19 protein-coding genes and 2 tRNA genes are annotated in these 15,966 nt (G+C 63.2%); 11 read left to right on the forward strand and 10 right to left on the reverse strand.

Annotated features, from left to right (window positions below):
* Positions 1-2 precede the first annotated feature (2 nt).
* The 4 genes from trpA to FE851_RS07670 all read left to right on the forward strand — a co-directional run bounded on the left by trpA (position 3) and on the right by FE851_RS07670 (position 3,530).
* Positions 3-818, forward strand: coding sequence for a tryptophan synthase subunit alpha (trpA, locus tag FE851_RS07655; protein WP_186378850.1), 816 nt, complete (start codon positions 3-5; stop codon positions 816-818).
* Positions 815-1,666, forward strand: coding sequence for an acetyl-CoA carboxylase, carboxyltransferase subunit beta (accD, locus tag FE851_RS07660; protein ID WP_017182676.1), 852 nt, complete (start codon positions 815-817; stop codon positions 1,664-1,666). The genes trpA and accD overlap by 4 nt, the downstream gene beginning before the upstream one ends.
* A 29-nt stretch (positions 1,667-1,695) precedes the next feature.
* Positions 1,696-3,018 (forward strand): bifunctional folylpolyglutamate synthase/dihydrofolate synthase, encoded by a 1,323-nt coding sequence (locus FE851_RS07665; protein WP_145201254.1) that lies wholly within the window; start codon positions 1,696-1,698, stop codon positions 3,016-3,018.
* A 68-nt stretch (positions 3,019-3,086) separates the two neighbouring features.
* On the forward strand, positions 3,087-3,530 hold the full coding sequence (locus FE851_RS07670; protein WP_145201259.1) for a DUF6628 family protein: 444 nt from the start codon (positions 3,087-3,089) through the stop codon (positions 3,528-3,530).
* Between the two features lie 30 nt (positions 3,531-3,560).
* Here the strand turns inward: FE851_RS07670 and FE851_RS07675 are convergent, their stop codons facing one another.
* Positions 3,561-4,895 (reverse strand): AmpG family muropeptide MFS transporter, encoded by a 1,335-nt coding sequence (locus FE851_RS07675; RefSeq protein WP_145201262.1) that lies wholly within the window; start codon positions 4,893-4,895, stop codon positions 3,561-3,563.
* Positions 4,896-4,973: 78 nt separating this feature from the next.
* Positions 4,974-5,432: a response regulator gene (locus FE851_RS07680; RefSeq protein ID WP_017182680.1), complete on the reverse strand. Its 459-nt coding sequence runs from the start codon at positions 5,430-5,432 to the stop codon at positions 4,974-4,976.
* A gap of 174 nt (positions 5,433-5,606) precedes the next feature.
* Here FE851_RS07680 and FE851_RS07685 point away from each other — a divergent pair, with 174 nt between their 5' ends.
* Positions 5,607-6,590 carry a pseudouridine synthase gene (locus FE851_RS07685; protein WP_145201266.1) on the forward strand — a complete coding sequence of 328 codons (984 nt, stop codon included), beginning with the start codon at positions 5,607-5,609 and terminating at the stop codon, positions 6,588-6,590.
* The gene (gene rsmD, locus FE851_RS07690) at positions 6,587-7,138 is read left to right on the forward strand and encodes a 16S rRNA (guanine(966)-N(2))-methyltransferase RsmD (RefSeq protein WP_019052016.1); all 552 of its coding nucleotides are present in this window, start codon (positions 6,587-6,589) and stop codon (positions 7,136-7,138) included. The genes FE851_RS07685 and rsmD overlap by 4 nt, the downstream gene beginning before the upstream one ends.
* Here the strand turns inward: rsmD and FE851_RS07695 are convergent.
* Positions 7,123-7,566 carry a globin domain-containing protein gene (locus tag FE851_RS07695; RefSeq protein WP_145201269.1) on the reverse strand — a complete coding sequence of 148 codons (444 nt, stop codon included), beginning with the start codon at positions 7,564-7,566 and terminating at the stop codon, positions 7,123-7,125. The genes rsmD and FE851_RS07695 overlap by 16 nt on opposite strands.
* Positions 7,567-7,674: 108 nt before the next feature.
* Between FE851_RS07695 and FE851_RS07700 the strand changes: the two genes are divergently transcribed.
* Positions 7,675-8,148, forward strand: coding sequence for an RrF2 family transcriptional regulator (locus FE851_RS07700; RefSeq protein WP_145201272.1), 474 nt, complete (start codon positions 7,675-7,677; stop codon positions 8,146-8,148).
* Here FE851_RS07700 and FE851_RS07705 read toward each other — a convergent pair.
* Both FE851_RS07705 and FE851_RS07710 read right to left on the reverse strand, forming a co-directional pair.
* Complete coding sequence (locus FE851_RS07705) at positions 8,111-8,554, reverse strand: Fe-S oxidoreductase (protein WP_130753130.1); 444 nt, start codon at positions 8,552-8,554, stop codon at positions 8,111-8,113. The two genes, FE851_RS07700 and FE851_RS07705, sit on opposite strands and share 38 nt — an antisense overlap.
* A gap of 196 nt (positions 8,555-8,750) precedes the next feature.
* A complete protein-coding gene (locus FE851_RS07710; protein ID WP_145201275.1) occupies positions 8,751-9,146 on the reverse strand; it encodes a GFA family protein in 396 nt (131 codons plus the stop codon).
* A 103-nt stretch (positions 9,147-9,249) separates the two neighbouring features.
* On the opposite strand from FE851_RS07710, the gene FE851_RS07715 reads away from it, so the two are divergent.
* The gene (locus FE851_RS07715) at positions 9,250-11,526 is read left to right on the forward strand and encodes an ATP-dependent helicase (protein WP_145201278.1); all 2,277 of its coding nucleotides are present in this window, start codon (positions 9,250-9,252) and stop codon (positions 11,524-11,526) included.
* 60 nt (positions 11,527-11,586) lie between these two features.
* Here the strand turns inward: FE851_RS07715 and FE851_RS07720 are convergent, their stop codons facing one another.
* From FE851_RS07720 to FE851_RS07740, 5 genes are all read right to left on the reverse strand, one after another.
* On the reverse strand, positions 11,587-12,051 hold the full coding sequence (locus FE851_RS07720; RefSeq protein ID WP_017182688.1) for a cache domain-containing protein: 465 nt from the start codon (positions 12,049-12,051) through the stop codon (positions 11,587-11,589).
* Between the two features lie 268 nt (positions 12,052-12,319).
* Positions 12,320-12,784 carry a GAF domain-containing protein gene (locus tag FE851_RS07725; protein ID WP_017182689.1) on the reverse strand — a complete coding sequence of 155 codons (465 nt, stop codon included), beginning with the start codon at positions 12,782-12,784 and terminating at the stop codon, positions 12,320-12,322.
* A gap of 84 nt (positions 12,785-12,868) precedes the next feature.
* Positions 12,869-12,944, reverse strand: a tRNA-Ala gene (locus FE851_RS07730).
* 115 nt (positions 12,945-13,059) lie between these two features.
* A tRNA-Ala gene (locus FE851_RS07735) sits at positions 13,060-13,135 on the reverse strand.
* A gap of 89 nt (positions 13,136-13,224) precedes the next feature.
* Complete coding sequence (locus FE851_RS07740; protein WP_017182690.1) at positions 13,225-13,560, reverse strand: TIGR02300 family protein; 336 nt, start codon at positions 13,558-13,560, stop codon at positions 13,225-13,227.
* A gap of 182 nt (positions 13,561-13,742) precedes the next feature.
* Between FE851_RS07740 and aroA the strand changes: the two genes are divergently transcribed.
* From aroA to cmk, 3 genes are read left to right on the forward strand one after another with little or no spacing between them, the layout of a single operon-like run.
* Entirely contained in the window at positions 13,743-15,053 is a 1,311-nt protein-coding gene (gene aroA / locus FE851_RS07745; protein WP_186378772.1) for a 3-phosphoshikimate 1-carboxyvinyltransferase, read from the forward strand.
* The gene (locus tag FE851_RS07750; RefSeq protein WP_145201284.1) at positions 15,050-15,301 is read left to right on the forward strand and encodes a CBU_0592 family membrane protein; all 252 of its coding nucleotides are present in this window, start codon (positions 15,050-15,052) and stop codon (positions 15,299-15,301) included. The genes aroA and FE851_RS07750 overlap by 4 nt, the downstream gene beginning before the upstream one ends.
* On the forward strand, positions 15,298-15,933 hold the full coding sequence (gene cmk / locus FE851_RS07755) for a (d)CMP kinase (protein ID WP_145201287.1): 636 nt from the start codon (positions 15,298-15,300) through the stop codon (positions 15,931-15,933). Before FE851_RS07750 ends, cmk begins: the two co-directional genes overlap by 4 nt.
* Positions 15,934-15,966 lie beyond the last annotated feature (33 nt).

Raw genomic sequence — 15,966 nt, forward strand, 5'->3', positions numbered from 1 at the left:
TGATGGACCGGATGGCTACCCGCTTCGCCGCCTGCAAGGCTCAGGGCCGCGCTGCGCTCATCACCTTCGTGACTGCCGGTGATCCGACCGTCGCGGCCACTCCCGCAATCCTCGACGCGCTGGTCGCCGGGGGCGCGGACATTATCGAACTCGGCATGCCCTTTACCGATCCTATGGCCGATGGCCCGGCGATCGAACTGGCCAATCTGCGCAGCCTGGGGTCCGGCACGAAAACGGCGCATATCTTTGCGATTGCCGCCGATTTCCGTACCCGCCATCCCGACACGCCGCTGGTACTGATGGGCTATGCCAATCCGATGCTGGTGCGCGGGTCCGACTGGTTTGCCGACCAGTGCAAGGCGGCTGGCGTGGACGGCGTCATCTGCGTAGATGTGCCGCCGGAGGAAGATGCAGAACTTGGTCCTGCGCTGCGCAGCGCGGGTATTCATCTGGTTCGGCTGGCGACGCCCACCACCGACGCCAAACGGCTACCCGCCGTGCTGGAGGGCGCCAGCGGTTTCCTCTACCATGTGTCGGTGGCGGGGATCACCGGCAAGCAGCAGGCAGCGCAGGCCAATATCGATATGGCCGTCCAGAAGTTGAAGGCCGCGACCGACCTGCCCATCGCCGTGGGTTTCGGCGTTCGTACGCCGGAGCAGGCCGCCGCAATCGGTCGCATTGCCGACGGCGTCGTCGTAGGATCGGCGATCGTCGATCTGGTCGGGTCACACGGCGATGCCGCCGCGCCCTTCGTTCAGCAATTCGTCGCCGCCCTGAGCGGTGCGCTCACCGCCAATTCACGGGAAAACGCCGCATGAGCTGGATCAACCGCGTCCGCAAGGCCATCCCCTTCATCGCCAAAAAGGAACAGACCGCCGAAACGCTGTGGCACAAATGCCCATCCTGTTCGGAGATGATCTTCATCAAGGAATGGGAAGAAAATCTGTCTGTCTGCCCACGTTGCGACCATCATGGCCGTATCGGCCCATCGGAGCGGTTCGAACATATATTGGACGCCGGCTTCATCCTGCTGCCGACCCCGCATGTGCAGGAAGATCCTCTGAAATTCCGCGACAGCAAGCGTTATCCCGACCGCATCAAGGCGGCGCGGCTGGCGACGGGCGATCATGACGCGCTGATCAACGCGCGGGGCGCGATCGACGATGTGCCGTTGGTCATGGGCGTGCAGAATTTCGCCTTCATGGGTGGGTCCATGGGTATGGGCGTGGGCGCGGCCTTCATCCAGGGCGTGAATGACGCGATCGCCCATAAATGCCCCTATGTGATCTTCACCGCCGCTGGTGGTGCACGCATGCAGGAGGGCATCCTCTCGCTGATGCAGATGCCGCGCGCGACCGTCGCGATCCAGAAGCTGCATGCCGCGGGCCTGCCCTATATCGTCGTACTGACCGATCCTACTACGGGCGGCGTCACGGCGAGCTATGCGATGCTGGGCGACATCCAGATTTCCGAACCCAATGCCCTGATCGGCTTTGCCGGACAGCGGGTCATCGAAAGCACGATCCGCGAAAAGCTGCCCGAAGGGTTCCAGCGCGCCGAATATCTGCTGGACCATGGCATGATCGACATGGTGGTTCATCGCGCCGAATTGCGCGATACGCTGGCGCGGGTCATCGACTATCTGACGCCAAGGGCTGCCGCCTGACATCAAGCCTATAGGGGGGGACGGCGCGCATGGCCGATCACGCGGTATCGGATCATCCTGCGGTGCAATCGCAACTCGACCGGCTTTGGTCATTATCCCCCGGTGCCGATATATTGGGGCTGGAGCGGATAACCACGCTGCTGGAGCGGCTGGGCAATCCGCACCGCGCGCTGCCGCCGGTCTTTCACGTTGCGGGCACCAACGGCAAGGGATCGACCTGCGCCTTCCTGCGCGCGGCGATGGAAGCCGATGGCAAGACCGTCCATGTCTTTACCTCGCCCCATCTGGTCCGCTTCAACGAACGTATCCGGGTGGCGGGACAATTGATCAGCGACGATGCGCTGGCGCGTTATCTGGAGCGTGTGCTGGACATTGCCGAAGGGGTGAATGCCAGCTTTTTCGAGGTGACGACAGCCGCAGCCTTTCTGGCCTTTGCCGAGCATCCGGCTGACGCCTGCATTGTCGAGGTTGGTCTTGGCGGGCGGCTGGACGCCACCAACGTCATCGCCAATCCCGCGGTGTGCGGCATCGCGCAACTGGGCATCGACCATCAGGCCTTTCTGGGTGACACGCTGGCCGCCATCGCGGCGGAAAAAGCGGGGATTGCCAAGCAAGGGGCGGCGCTGGTCACGCAACGTTATGCCGAAACGCTATTCCCGGTGATGATGGACGCGGTCGCGCGTGCGCGAACCAGCTGGATCGGCCAGGGCGATGGCTGGGACGCCGCCGCCTATCGCGACCGGCTGCATTATCGCGATGAACAGGGGCGGCTCGACACGCCGCTACCCCGGCTGGCGGGCGCACATCAGGTGCAGAATGCCGCGCTGGCCTTTGCCATGTTGCGGCACCAAAACGCTGTGCCTTTGTCGGAAGCCGCACTCAAGGCCGCGCCACTGTGGGCGCACTGGCCAGCACGACTCCAGCGGCTCGACCATGGCCCCCTGCTCGCGCCCCTGCCCGATGCGGCGACGGCCTGGCTCGACGGCGGGCATAATGCGGGCGCGGGCGAAGCGATCAGTGCCTTTTTTACCGGCGAGCGGCTGGAGGGACAGAAGCTGCAATTGGTGATCGGGATGCTCGCCAACAAGGATGTCGATGCTTTCCTTTCCCCCTTCGCAGGGCGGATCGCGCATATCCACGCATTGCCGGTGCCGGGGCATGAGCATCATGGTGCAGAGCGATTCGCCGCAATCGCGGCGCGCTGGGGCATTGGCTGCACCGCGCATGAAGAACCGACCGCCGCGATCAGGGCGATTGCAGCGGCGGACCATCCCGCACCCAAGCTGCTGATCGGCGGGTCGCTTTATCTGGCGGGCGAGATTTTGCGGCTGAACGATCAACTGCCTGACTGATTATACTTGCGATTGACTCTCAATAGCGTAACCTGCGGAGATTAGACCACCGCAGAAGGCGCACTATCATGGCACATGGAGAGACATCCTCGCTCGACGACCTGCCCCGGCCGATGCCGTCAGGCTATGGCAACCGGCTGTTCCTGTTCGTCATGCGTCGCATGGCGAGCGCGGGCGTCAACGACGCGCATGCCGCCAATGCAATGCTGGGCGCATTCGGGCGCAGCTACCGCCGTCCGCTCGTGCTGATGCGGGCAATGATGCTGGAACTGGCGCGCGCGTCGAGCCGCAAGATATTGGTCGCGCCCTGCTGTTGCGCACGAATGACAGTGGACGAGGCGCTGATGATGCAGGCGACGGGGGACGCGCTGCGTGATCCCAGCGCCGCCTATGAGCAGGTGAGCCAATTGCTGGGCAATGATCATGCGCTGGGCGCGCTGACCTGCTTGCAGGCGGTCGCGCAGGCCCACGCCGACCTGGGTCGGCCGCTGGAGCTTTATGGCGAGGGGTGATCGCTTATCAACAACTGCTGCTGAATGGCGTCAATCATCCTCCGTGCTGGGCTGGCGCACAGATTCTACGACGAACCCTTTTTGCCACAAAATCCACAGCAGGACCATGCCCGGCACTGCGGCAACGACCGTCATCAACCAGAACCCAACCCAGCCAAACGCCTCGGCAGCTATTCCTGCTGGCGCTGCAAGCCACGTTCGCCCAACCGCCGCAAAGGAAGATAGCAAGGCGAACTGGGTTGCAGTGTAGGCAAGGCTGGAGAGACCGGACAGGTAGGTCACAAAAACGGTAAGTCCAATACCACTCGTCACCTGCTCGGTTGCAACTGCGATAGTGAGCCAGAGCGTTGAATGGCCATGCATCGCCAGAATGACAAATCCAAGGTTGCTGAACATCATCATGAGTCCGGAAACGAACAAGGATCGGCCCATGCCCAACCACAATATGAATGGGGCAGCGAGCGCCGTGCCGACGATCAAACCCCAGAAGCCGACAACTTTGTTTATCGCGATAAATTCGCCATCAGAAAATCCCAGGTCCACGATCATTGGGTTCAACATGCCCTGCCCCATCGCGTCTCCGACCTTATAGAGCAGGACGAACAGCAAGATCAGTACGGAACCTCGACGACCCAGAAATTCGATAAAGGGATTGAGTACAGTTTCTTTCAGCCAGGCCCCCATGCGCTGGCCGGCCAGTCGGCCATGCCGGTCAATATATGTACCAGGCCCAGCCCACAGCGCTCCCAATGCTCCCGGCAGGACGAGAAACGCCGTGAGGCCATATGCCATCTCCCAGCCCAACCCGAAACCGGTTTCGGGTGAATAAAGAAAAATCGTCCCTACGCCGGAAAAGAATGCGCCAAGGCGGTATCCGAACTGATTGGTGGCCGTGCCGTAAGGCATTTCCTCGTCCGTCAAAATTTCAATACGGTAGGCATCAATAATGATATCTTGCGTAGCGCCAAGAAATGAAACCATGATCGCGCACAGCGCGAAGTAGCCCAAATTATTGGCTGGGTCGCTACTACCGAGTAGCCAGATCGAAACGAATAGCAGCGCCTGAACAAAGAACAGCCAAGCGCGCCGCTGCCCAAACAACTTAGTAAAAATGGGCAAAGGTAACTTATCGACCAAAGGTGCCCAAAGCCATTTCAGGGCGTAAGGCGTAGTCAAACCGATGGCAAAGCCGATAGTCGATTTCTGGATGCCAACTTTAGACAGCCAATAGCCCATCGTTCCGAGCAGAAGCATGAGCGGAAACCCGCTGGATATTCCTATCAGTAAGGATACAAACGGCATTGGCCGGAAGTAGGGCTTTACCGCAGTAAGCCAGCTGTTCGTGCCGGTAATGGCATCGGTCATGATGGTGCGCGTCCCCCGCAAGCCTTTGTTACGCGCCACCATATGGCCTGATGCGGTGCTGGCAAGCCTGCTATCGGATCAATCGGACGTGTCGAACAGGGTGAGGCCGATCGGCGAGCGTGGACGGCGTGCGCCGCGCAGCACGGCATCGACCACGCCGATCGCCGCCACCAGATCGCGCGGGGCATAGGGTTTGGCAAGACATCCAAGCGCGAGCGCGCGGGCGTCGAGCGGGCAGGCGCCGGTGACGAAGAGAACCGGCAGCCCCTTCGTCGCGGCGTGGCGAGCGACGTCGATCCCGCTGCGGTCGCCCTTGAGGCTAACGTCGGCGATCACGAGATCGAGCCCGCCGCCGTCGATGACGCTGATCGCGTGGTCGTAATCATCCACCGTCGCCGCGATGCGATAGCCCGCCTGTTCGAGCGCATGTTCATTGTCGAAGGCGACGAGGGGTTCATCCTCCACCACCAGCACGGTGCGGATCGCCTTGCGCCGTCCGGTGCGTGCGCCTTCGCCCTTCACAAACCCGAAAAACATTTGCCGATCCGCCCTGTTTGCGCCATGCCCACCGATCAAACGCCGCGTACCGCGCCGGGTTGCCGGACGAGTGCAATAACGCCCTCGCCCAAGCGCCGGGGCGGCACCGTTCAGCCCGTTGCTGGCTTTCCCGCCATATGGGAAGGGCCAGTGCCCACGAAAAGGAACCCGCCCTTGGAACCGCCGAAAAAATCCGGACCGCCCCGCAGGGCAGGCCCTGGCGGCCCCAAACGCCCGTCCGGCGCTGGCGCGCCGGGCCGCAAGGCCGATGGAAAGCCACGCTCTGGCAAGCCGGGGGACGGCACCGCCGGACCCGCCGCAAGCGCCAAGCCTTGGGGGCGCAAGCCCGGTTTCAAGAAGCCGGGCGCCGGGGCCAAGACGCCCGCCAATCCGCATCCCGCCCGTGCCGCCGCGGCCAGCGATGGCAAGGGCGAACCCCAGCGCATCGCCAAGCTGCTGGCGCGCGCAGGGGTCGCTTCGCGGCGCGAGGTCGAGCGGATGATCGAGGAAGGGCGCGTGACGCTGAATGGCGTGGCGGTCGAGACGCCGGCGACCCTGCTGGCGTCGCTCCATGGCGTGGCGGTCGATGGCGTGGCGATTGCCGCGCCGCCCCCTGCCCGGCTGTTCCTGTTTCACAAGCCGACCGGCTTCCTGACGACCGAGCGCGACCCCGCCGGACGACCGACCATCTATGACAAGCTGCCCGCCGATCTGCCGCGGGTGATGCCCATCGGCCGGCTGGACATGACCACGGAAGGGCTGTTGCTGCTGACCACAGATGGCGGCTTCAAGCGCCAGATGGAACTGCCCTCCACCGGGGTGCCGCGCACCTACCGGGCGCGCGCGTTTGGCGAGGTGAGCCAGCAGCAACTGGAGGATCTGTTCGACGGGATCGAGATTGAGGGCGTTCGCTACGGCCCGATCGAGGCCAATCTGGAACGGCGCACCGGACGCAACCAGTGGATCGAAATGACCCTGACGGAGGGCAAGAACCGTGAAGTCCGCCGGGTGCTGGAACATCTGGGGTTGCAGGTCAACCGACTGATCCGCACCAGCTATGGCCCCTTCCTGCTGGGCGACCTGCCGCCCGGCGCGGTTCAGGAAATACGCCAGCATGACCTGGTCCAGTTCAAGGCCAGCCTGAAGGACAGCAAATGAGGATCATATCCGGCCAATGGCGCGGTCGCCCGCTGACCGCGCCGAAGGGTGACGCGACCCGACCCACCGCCGACCGGACCCGCGAGACGCTGTTTTCGATGCTCGTCAGCCGGATCGGATCGTTCGAGGGGCTGGCGGTCGGCGACTTTTTCGCCGGGTCCGGAGCGCTGGGGTTCGAGGCGCTGTCGCGCGGCGCGGCGACATGCCTGTTCGTCGAGCAGGACAAGCTGGCGATCGATTCGATCCGCGCCAATGGCGAAAGGCTGGGCATCAGGCCCGACATCAGGGCGTCTAGCGTCTTGTCTTTGGGGTCCGCGCCCAAGCCATTGGACCTCATCTTCATGGACCCGCCCTATGGCACGGGGGCGGGACAGGTTGCGCTCGACAAGCTGGGGCGGCTTGGCTGGACCGGGCCTGCGACCTGGATCAGCATCGAGACCGACCGGCGCGAGGATGTCGAGGTGAAGGGCTTTGCCATCGACGCCGTGCGTGACGCGGGCAAGGCGCGGATCACCATATTGCGGGCAGTGGATCAGGCGGCTTCGTAAGCCGCCGTCTCCTTGGCGATCAGGATCTCGGCGAGAAAGCCATAAGCCTCCGCCCAGGCGTCCAGCACTGCGTCCGTCGCGACCTCTTCGCCCAATGTCTCCCGGATGGCAGGCAGCAGGGCTGCGGCGACCTTGGGATAATGTTCCGGCCGGACTCCGGTTTCGACATGGCGCGCGACCATGCGGGCGACCGCGCCGTCGAGCGCACCCAGTTTGTCGATATTCTCCGCGTAGCCAAGGATCGCCGCAGCCAGACGCCTGGGCTGTTCGCCGCTTGCCTGTGCAGCCTGATCGAACATCGCCTTCACCTCTTCGTCCTGAAAGAGCCTGGCATACATGGCCGTCGTGATGGCGACGCCATGCTGGCGCAGGGCGGGACCAGTGGATTTGACGATTGCGATGGTGGAAGCCGACAGTGAGCTGGACATATAAACGCCTTTCGACAGACTCGATAAGCGGTATTTAATTTGCATCTTTTAAGATGTAAACAGGATATATGTTTTAACCTGCCTGTCGCAGGATTAACGAACGAACCCATGCAACTGACCCGACATACCGATTATGCGCTGCGCGTGCTCATTCATCTGGCAGCATCGCCAGACGGGCGGGCGACGATTGCGCAGATTGCCGACGCCTATGGACTGTCGCGCAATCATTTGATGAAGGTAGTGCATGGCCTAGCGCAGGGTGGCTTTATCGCGACCCAGCGCGGGCGCGGCGGTGGCTTTTCGCTCGCACGCGCGCCGGAGGAGATCAGCATCGGCGCGGTGGTTCGGCATAGCGAGCCGGACATGAGAATGGCCGACTGTGCGACCTGCCCGATCAGCCCATCCTGCGGGCTGACAGGCATATTGGCACAGGCCGCCGCTGCGTTTCTGGCCGTGCTGGACCGGCACAGCCTGCGCGATGCGACCCGCGACCGGGCCGGACTGGCAGCGATCATCGCTGCCCTGCCCGGCCCGGATGCATTGGTCAGCGGCGACGCGCCTTGCGCGCCTCGCTCGGATTGATGCAGCTATCCTGCACAGTTTTCGAACAAACCGGATAGTCCTTCGCCTCCGCCGGGGGCGGGGTCATGTTGCCACCTACGGTCACCGGGTTGGCAGCCGATCCGACGGGTGCAGCCGGGTCATTGGGAACGCCAGCAGGCGCCGGTTCCATGCCGGGGTCTGCCGGGACAGCGCCGGTCGGCATCCCTGCATTGGGATCAGCAGGGGTTGCCGGAGCAGTTCCGGGTGCGGCAGGAGCCGTCATGGCAGGGTCTGCTGGCATGGCGGGGGCGGCAGGATCGGCAGGCGGTGCCATGTCGCCAGCGGGCGGCTGGCTCATCGGAGCCGGGGTTTCCTGCGCGGTGGCAACGCCTGTGACGGCAGCAAAACTGAGCATCGCGGCGCTGGCCAGCATGATCGACTTCATCGGAAAATATCCTTTCCTTCTTTTCTCATGGCCCCATTACGCGGGGAAGAGTGAGCGAAGAACCGGAGTCGTGACGCGCCCGTTCCGGCTGTGGCGGTGAGCCGTGCCGGATGCGCCATGAGATGAAGCATGAGTGGTCTGCTGGCCAATGCGCCCAAGAGAGGGGCATCTGCCCTTCCCTCCGTATCGAACCGCCTTATTCGCCGGGAAAGCGATCGAATTTTGGCAGCTCGTTAGCCGTTGCCATCCACGGCGGCGCTTCGGCCATCTGGATATGCGCCTGGGGCGGAAAGGCCGACTGATCGTCTAGCGTCGCCGTCTGAATATCGATGCCGCCGGGGAAGATGGCGGGATTGGTGTAGAACAGCCCGGTACCGCACGTTCCGCAAAAATGACGGGTAGCGTTCTCGGAGGATTGATAGGCGACCGGCGTGCCTTCAATGCTTACCGCATCCTGCTGAAACAAGGCCCAACCGACCATCGGCGCGCCGGAACTGGCGCGGCAATCAGCACAGTGACAGATGGCGCTATGCGCGGGCTCCCCGCTGACTTCGTAGCGGATAGCGCCGCACTGACATTTCCCCGTCGCCATGATTCGTCCTCCCTTGCACAATTCCCCTTTTGTTCTCATAGAAGGCGCGTCACTGCAAGGCTGATGCCTTGCCCCCGCCCCTGCCCAGCCCTAGTTGTTGTCCATGAACTTTCCCGCCCCCTCCTCCACCGACCCCGACTATATCAAGGGCCTGAACCCGCCGCAGCGCGAAGCGGTGCTGACGACCGAAGGGCCGGTGCTGGTGCTGGCGGGTGCCGGAACGGGCAAGACGGCTGCGCTGACCGCACGTCTGGCCCATCTGGTCGCGACACGGCGCGCCTGGCCGTCCGAAATCCTGTCCGTCACCTTCACCAACAAGGCGGCGCGGGAAATGCGCGAACGGGTGGGGCGGATGATCGGTCCGGCGGTCGAGGGGATGCCATGGCTGGGCACGTTTCACGCGATCGCGGCCAAGATGCTGCGGCGTCATGCCGAACTGGTCGGGCTGCAATCCAATTTCACGATCCTGGACACGGACGACCAGTTGCGGCTGATGAAACAGTTGATTCAGGCCGAAGGGATTGACGAGAAGCGCTGGCCCGCGCGGCAATTGGGCGGCTTGATCGACCAGTGGAAGAATAAGGGCTGGAACCCGGACGACATCAGCGCGGGCGAGAGCGAGGGCTATGCCAATGGCAAGGGCCAAAAGCTGTACGCCGCCTATCAGGCCCGGTTGCGCGCGGTTAATGCCTGTGATTTCGGGGACTTGCTGCTGCATGTTCTGACGATATTGAAAAGCCATCGCGACGTGCTGGAAAGCTATCGGCAGCGGTTCAAATATATCATGGTGGACGAATATCAGGACACCAACTCCAGCCAATATCTGTGGCTGCGGCTGCTGGCGCAGACGCGCAAGAATCTGTGCTGCGTGGGCGATGACGACCAGTCCATCTATTCCTGGCGCGGGGCGGAAGTCGCCAATATCCTGCGGTTCGAGAAGGATTTTCCCGGCGCGAAGATCATAAGGCTGGAACAGAATTATCGTTCCACCCCGCATATATTGGGCGCGGCATCGGGCGTGATCGCCGAAAATGGCAATCGGCTGGGCAAGACATTGTGGACCGACATCGACGTGGGCGAGAAGGTGCGCGTCGTCGGCATATGGGACGGGCCGGAAGAAGCGCGGCGGGTCGGCGAGGAGATTGAGGCGATCCAGCGCGATGGCGGGTCGCTGGACGAAGTTGCGATACTGGTTCGGGCGCAGCACCAGACCCGTGAGTTTGAGGATCGCTTCATCCAGATCGGGATGCCGTACCGTATTGTCGGCGGTTTCCGCTTCTATGAACGGGCCGAAATCCGCGATGCGCTGGCCTATTTGCGGCTGGTGAACCAGCCCGCCGACGATCTGGCGTTCGAACGGATCGTCAATGTGCCCAAGCGGGGCCTTGGCGACAAGGCGGTGGAGAAATTGCACCGGCTGGCGCGGGCGGAGGGGATACCGCTGCTCCACGCGGCGGCGCGCATCCTCGACACGGACGAACTGACGCCGCAGGCGCGCCGGTCGCTGGGCGCTTTCGTGGGCGATGTGGCGCGCTGGCGCGACCGGGCGGCCACCCTGCCCCATGCCGAACTGGCGCGGCAGATATTGGACGAGAGCGGCTATACCGCGATGTTGCAGGCCGAGCGATCGACCGAGAGCGCCGGGCGGCTGGAGAATCTGGGCGAATTGGCGCGGGCGATGGAGGAATATGAGACGCTGGGCGCGTTTCTGGAGCATGTCAGCCTCGTCATGGACAATGAAGCGCAGCAGGAAGAGCGCAAGGTCACGATCATGACGATCCATGCCGCCAAGGGGCTGGAGTTTGATTCGACCTTCCTGGTGGGTTGGGAGGAAGGGATTTTCCCGTCGCAGCGGGCGCTGGACGAAGGCGGCCTCAACAGCCTGGAGGAGGAACGACGGCTGGCCTATGTCGCGATCACGCGGGCGCGCAAGCACTGCACGATCCTGCACGCCGCGAATCGGCGCATCTATGGCCAATGGACCAGCAGCATCCCGTCGCGCTTCGTCGGCGAATTGCCGCCAGAGCATGTCGATGCGGAAAGCAGCATGAGCGGTGGCGCGTCCTTGTGGCGCGCCAACTGGTCGGAACGAGACGATCCGTTCGCCCATGTCGGGCGCGGCGAAGGGCGTGGCCCGGGGTGGCAGCGGGCGCAATCATCCGGCCAGTTCAGCCGCGAGCCGGTGCGGATCGTGGAGGCGCGCGCATCGGCCGTGTCGATCGGCAACAAGGGTCGCAGCGACATGGCGCTGGGCCTGCGCGTGTTTCACCAGAAATTCGGTTATGGCACGGTGGCGGAGATTGAGGGCAACAAGCTGGAAATCGAGTTCGAAACGGCCGGACGCAAGCGCGTGATGGACAGTTTCGTGTCCATCCCCTGACCCGGCGTGACTGGCCATCGAGGCAGTACATGCCGTCGATGGCCCCTGGTCGGTCCCGGCCTATTCGGGATAATAGCCGACACCCACGACATGATTGTCGACCAGTTCGATCAGCGACATCTTGCGTTCAACCCGATTGTCAGCGCGGTTGAGCCAGACATAGTTGATCTTTCCATGGCCGCTGGTGCGGGCAATTTCTATCATGTCGCGCACGATCGGTTTGCCTTCCGCATCGGTCAGATCGCTGACATCGCGGCCGACCAGGCCGGGATGCGCGCCATAGGCTTCGTAGACCCCGTTGAGATCAAACACGAACACATAGAGTTCCCCGGTGTTGAATGCCCCGTCCTTTTGATTGAACGCAGCAAAGGCAGGCCCGGCGCCGGCCGTCTTGATGGTCGCCACGGCTTTTTCGAGCATGGCCTGCGCCTGTGCTGCATCGGCATGCGGGGCGGCCAGGGCGGGGGCGGCGGAAAGCGCGAGGGCGCAGACCATAGCCGTGAGGGTGCGCGAAAATGGAAACATGAGCCAAATCTCCTCTGATCATCGACGACAAACGCTGAAGCCGGATGCAGGCGGACTTTCGGTCCCGATCCGATTGCCGATGACAGAGCGTAATTAACCCGGTCTGCGCACGCGCATTTAGACGCAGATCAAATCGACCTTTGGTATGAGGCCATATGCATGGAGAGGCCTGTCGCGGCCGCGCCGATCAAGGTCGGAAATCTATCTTGGCCCCGCTGGGCGCAAACGAGTCAGGCAAAGTCCTGGTGCCATCGGCTGGCCATCCGCATCATTTCGCCGACAATATCGCACCGATCGATCGGGCATAGTCCTGCATGGCGGCGACGATGGCTGGCGCGCTGACCGAACGGGGGTTGGGATCAATGGCGCACAGCGTGCCGTAGAAGCTGCCATCAAGCAGAATGACAGGCAGCGACACATAGCTTTGAAAGCCGTAAAAAAGGGGGACATGATGCGTGCGCCAGTCCTGGTCCATGGCGACATGATCGATATAGATGCCTTCGCCGCAACGGCGGATATCGTCGCACAGGGTCTTTTTGATTTCCAGTTCCCCGCCGGGATCAAGGCCGAACTCGATCCGGTCGACGATCTGGCACGCGACCCAGCGATCTTCCGTCACCCTGGCGACCGCAGCGAAACCCATGCCGGTCGTCTGGCAGACCTCTTCCAGTATCGCCCGAATCCGATCGTCATCACCGTGCGCCGCGACCGAGGCAGCGAAATCGTCCCGCATAGATGCACCTCTTCTGGCGCGATGCTCATCGCACCGCAGCATCTGGCAGCCATTTAGGATTGTGCGCGATTGCACGCAAGATTTTGGTGGAGCCTAGCGGGATCGAACCGCTGACCTCCTGCATGCCATGCAGGCGCTCTCCCAGCTGAGCTAAGGCCCCATCCGGTGCGGCAGCAAGGCTGCGGAACCCGTTGGTATATGATCGCGCCCCTCCGCTTACGCTTCGGGAGTTTCGCCGGAAGCCATCCCCCGGACGGCTTCTGTATCGGCGAAACTGGTGGAGCCTAGCGGGATCGAACCGCTGACCTCCTGCATGCCATGCAGGCGCTCTCCCAGCTGAGCTAAGGCCCCATTTCCATCGCTAAAGCGCCGTTTGGGTCCGGCGCTTCGGAGGCGCTGCCATTAGGTCGCAGCGCCATCCTTGGCAAGAACAAAATGACTTAATTATCGTCCGCGTCGTCGTCGCTGGCCGCATCGACGCCCAGGTCGTCGTCACCGCCCAGATCGACGTCATTGTCCGGCGAATCGCCGTCATCATCGACGTCGATGTCGAGGTCCAGATCGTCATCGGCCGTTTCCAGCTCACCGTCTGCAGTTTCGATAACCTTCTTGGGCGCTTCCTCATAGGGGAGCGGCTGCTTCGACTTCAGCACCGGCTCCGGTTCCCAGGCCGCGTTGCAGTTGATGCAGACGACCGGGCTGTCATTGCCCAGGTCATAGAAACGCGTGGCGCATTTCGGGCAGGTCCGCTTCGTGCCCCATTCAGCCTTCACCATGTCCGGCCTAATCCTTTATTTGATGCTCAAATACCAACTACGCGGCGCAACGGTGAAGTTGCCCGCGAAACGTCGCGCGCCTTGCCATAGCGGGACGGCGCTGTCAAAAGCCGGGCGCATTTTTTCGACCCCGACATGATCGGAACGCTTCAGTGACTGCCACTTCCTCATCGCCGACCCCCATGACTTTCACCGCCGCCCCTGCCCTGTCGGGCAGCGTCGCCGTGCCGGGGGACAAGAGCATTTCCCACCGGTCGCTGATGCTGTCGGCGCTGGCGGTGGGCGAAAGCCGGGTCGAAGGCCTGCTGGAAGGCGAGGATGTGCTGGCAACGGCCGCGGCAATGCGGGCGATGGGCGCGGACATAGAGCGCGACGCGGACGGCATCTGGCATATCCATGGCGTGGGTGTGGGCGGGCTGCTCCAGCCGGAGACCGCGCTCGGCATGGGCAATAGCGGCACATCGACGCGGTTGCTGATGGGATTGCTGGCGAGCCATGACCTGACCGCCACTTTCACAGGGGACGCTTCCCTGAGCAAACGACCGATGGCGCGCGTGACCGAGCCTTTGGCGCGGATGGGGGCAAGCTTCACCACCAGTCCGGGCGACCGTCTGCCGCTGACGATGCGTGGCGCCTGCCCCGCCGTGCCGCTCGATTATCGGTTGCCGGTGGCGTCGGCGCAGGTCAAATCGGCGATATTGCTGGCAGGCCTCAACACGCCCGGCATCACCCGCGTGGTCGAGCCGATTCCGACGCGCGACCATAGCGAGCGGATGCTCCGTGGATTTGGCGCGGAACTGGATGTCGAAGTCGAAGCAGATGGAACGCGGATCATCACACTGGTAGGCGAAGCGGAACTGAAGCCGCAACAGATCGTCGTGCCGGGCGATCCATCGTCGGCCGCTTTCCCAATGGTCGCAGCGCTGCTGGTGCCCGGATCGCAGGTGACGATCGCCAATGTCGGTCTGAACAAGACGCGCGCGGGCCTGATCGACCTGCTTCGGGAAATGGGCGGATCGATCGAGGTCATCAATCCGCGCGAGGTCGGCGGGGAGCCGGTGGGCGATCTGGCGGTCACGGCCTCCGCGCTCAAGGGCGTGGAGCCGGACCCGGCGCGGGCGCCCAGCATGATCGACGAATATCCCGTCGCCTTCATCGCCGCCGCGCTGGCGCAGGGGCGCAGCGTTTTTCGCGGTCTGGAAGAATTGCGGGTCAAGGAATCGGACCGGATCGCAACGATGGCGGCCGGGCTGCGCGCGATCGGCGTAACGGTCGAGGAACTGGAGGACGGCATCATCATCGAGGGCAGCGGCGGCGCACCATTGGCGGGCGGCGGGCCTATCGCAACCAAGCTGGACCATCGAATCGCCATGAGCTTTGCGGTGGCCGGGCTGGTGTCGCGCGACGGGGTGATGATCGACGATATGGCGCCGGTGGCGACCAGCTTCCCCACCTTTGTCCCGCTACTGCGAACACTGGGCGCTCTGGCATGATGATGGACTGGGCCAATATCGTCGGATTGCTGGGCAGCGGGCTGATGGTGGTCGCCTATGCCTATAGTAATATAGCGAGGGAACTGAACTTCCTGTGGTTCAACCTGCTGAACCTTGTGGGATCGCTGCTGCTGATCGCGTCGCTCACCATCCATTTCAATCTGGCGTCGATGGCGCTGGAAATTGTCTGGGCGGCGATCGCGGTGATCGGCCTTGCCAACACGATCCGCAAAGGCAAGGCCCGATGATCATAGCTGTCGATGGTCCCGCCGCGTCGGGCAAGGGAACGATCGCGAACGCATTGGCGCGTCATTATGGCCTGCCCTGCCTCGACACCGGGCTGCTGTATCGCGCGGTCGGCCTGTCGGTGCTGAAACGCGGTGGCGATCCGGACATCAAGGCCGATGCGCTGGCCGCCTGCGATTTTGGCGACGAGATACTGGCCGATCCGGCGCTGCGGAGCGAAGCGGTGGGCAGCCTTGCTTCGCGCGTGTCGGTGCATCAGGCGGTACGGGACGCGCTGATCGCCCGGCAGCGGGATTTTGCGACCCAGCCAGGCGGCGCGATATTGGACGGCCGCGACATCGGCACGGTGATCGCGCCGGACGCCGACGCCAAGATCTTCGTCACCGCCAGCGTCCATGTGCGGGCCGAACGCCGATACAAGGACAGTCTGGCGCAGGGCGGACAGCCCGATATGGACAGCCTGATCGCCGACATTCAGGCACGCGATACGCGCGACATGAGCCGCGATCACGCGCCCCTGAAAATCGCGGACGGTGCGGACTTGCTAGATACAAGCGATTTGACTATAGACGCGGCCGTCCAGCGGGCCATTGCGCTTGTGGACGCCCAGCTTGAAGGTCGCCCTGCGGGCTGACCCGTCAAGGCGCGCGGTTTTACCACGCGCCCT

The sequence above is a fragment of the Sphingobium sp. B2 genome (assembly GCF_007693735.1).
GTDB lineage: Bacteria > Pseudomonadota > Alphaproteobacteria > Sphingomonadales > Sphingomonadaceae > Sphingobium > Sphingobium xenophagum.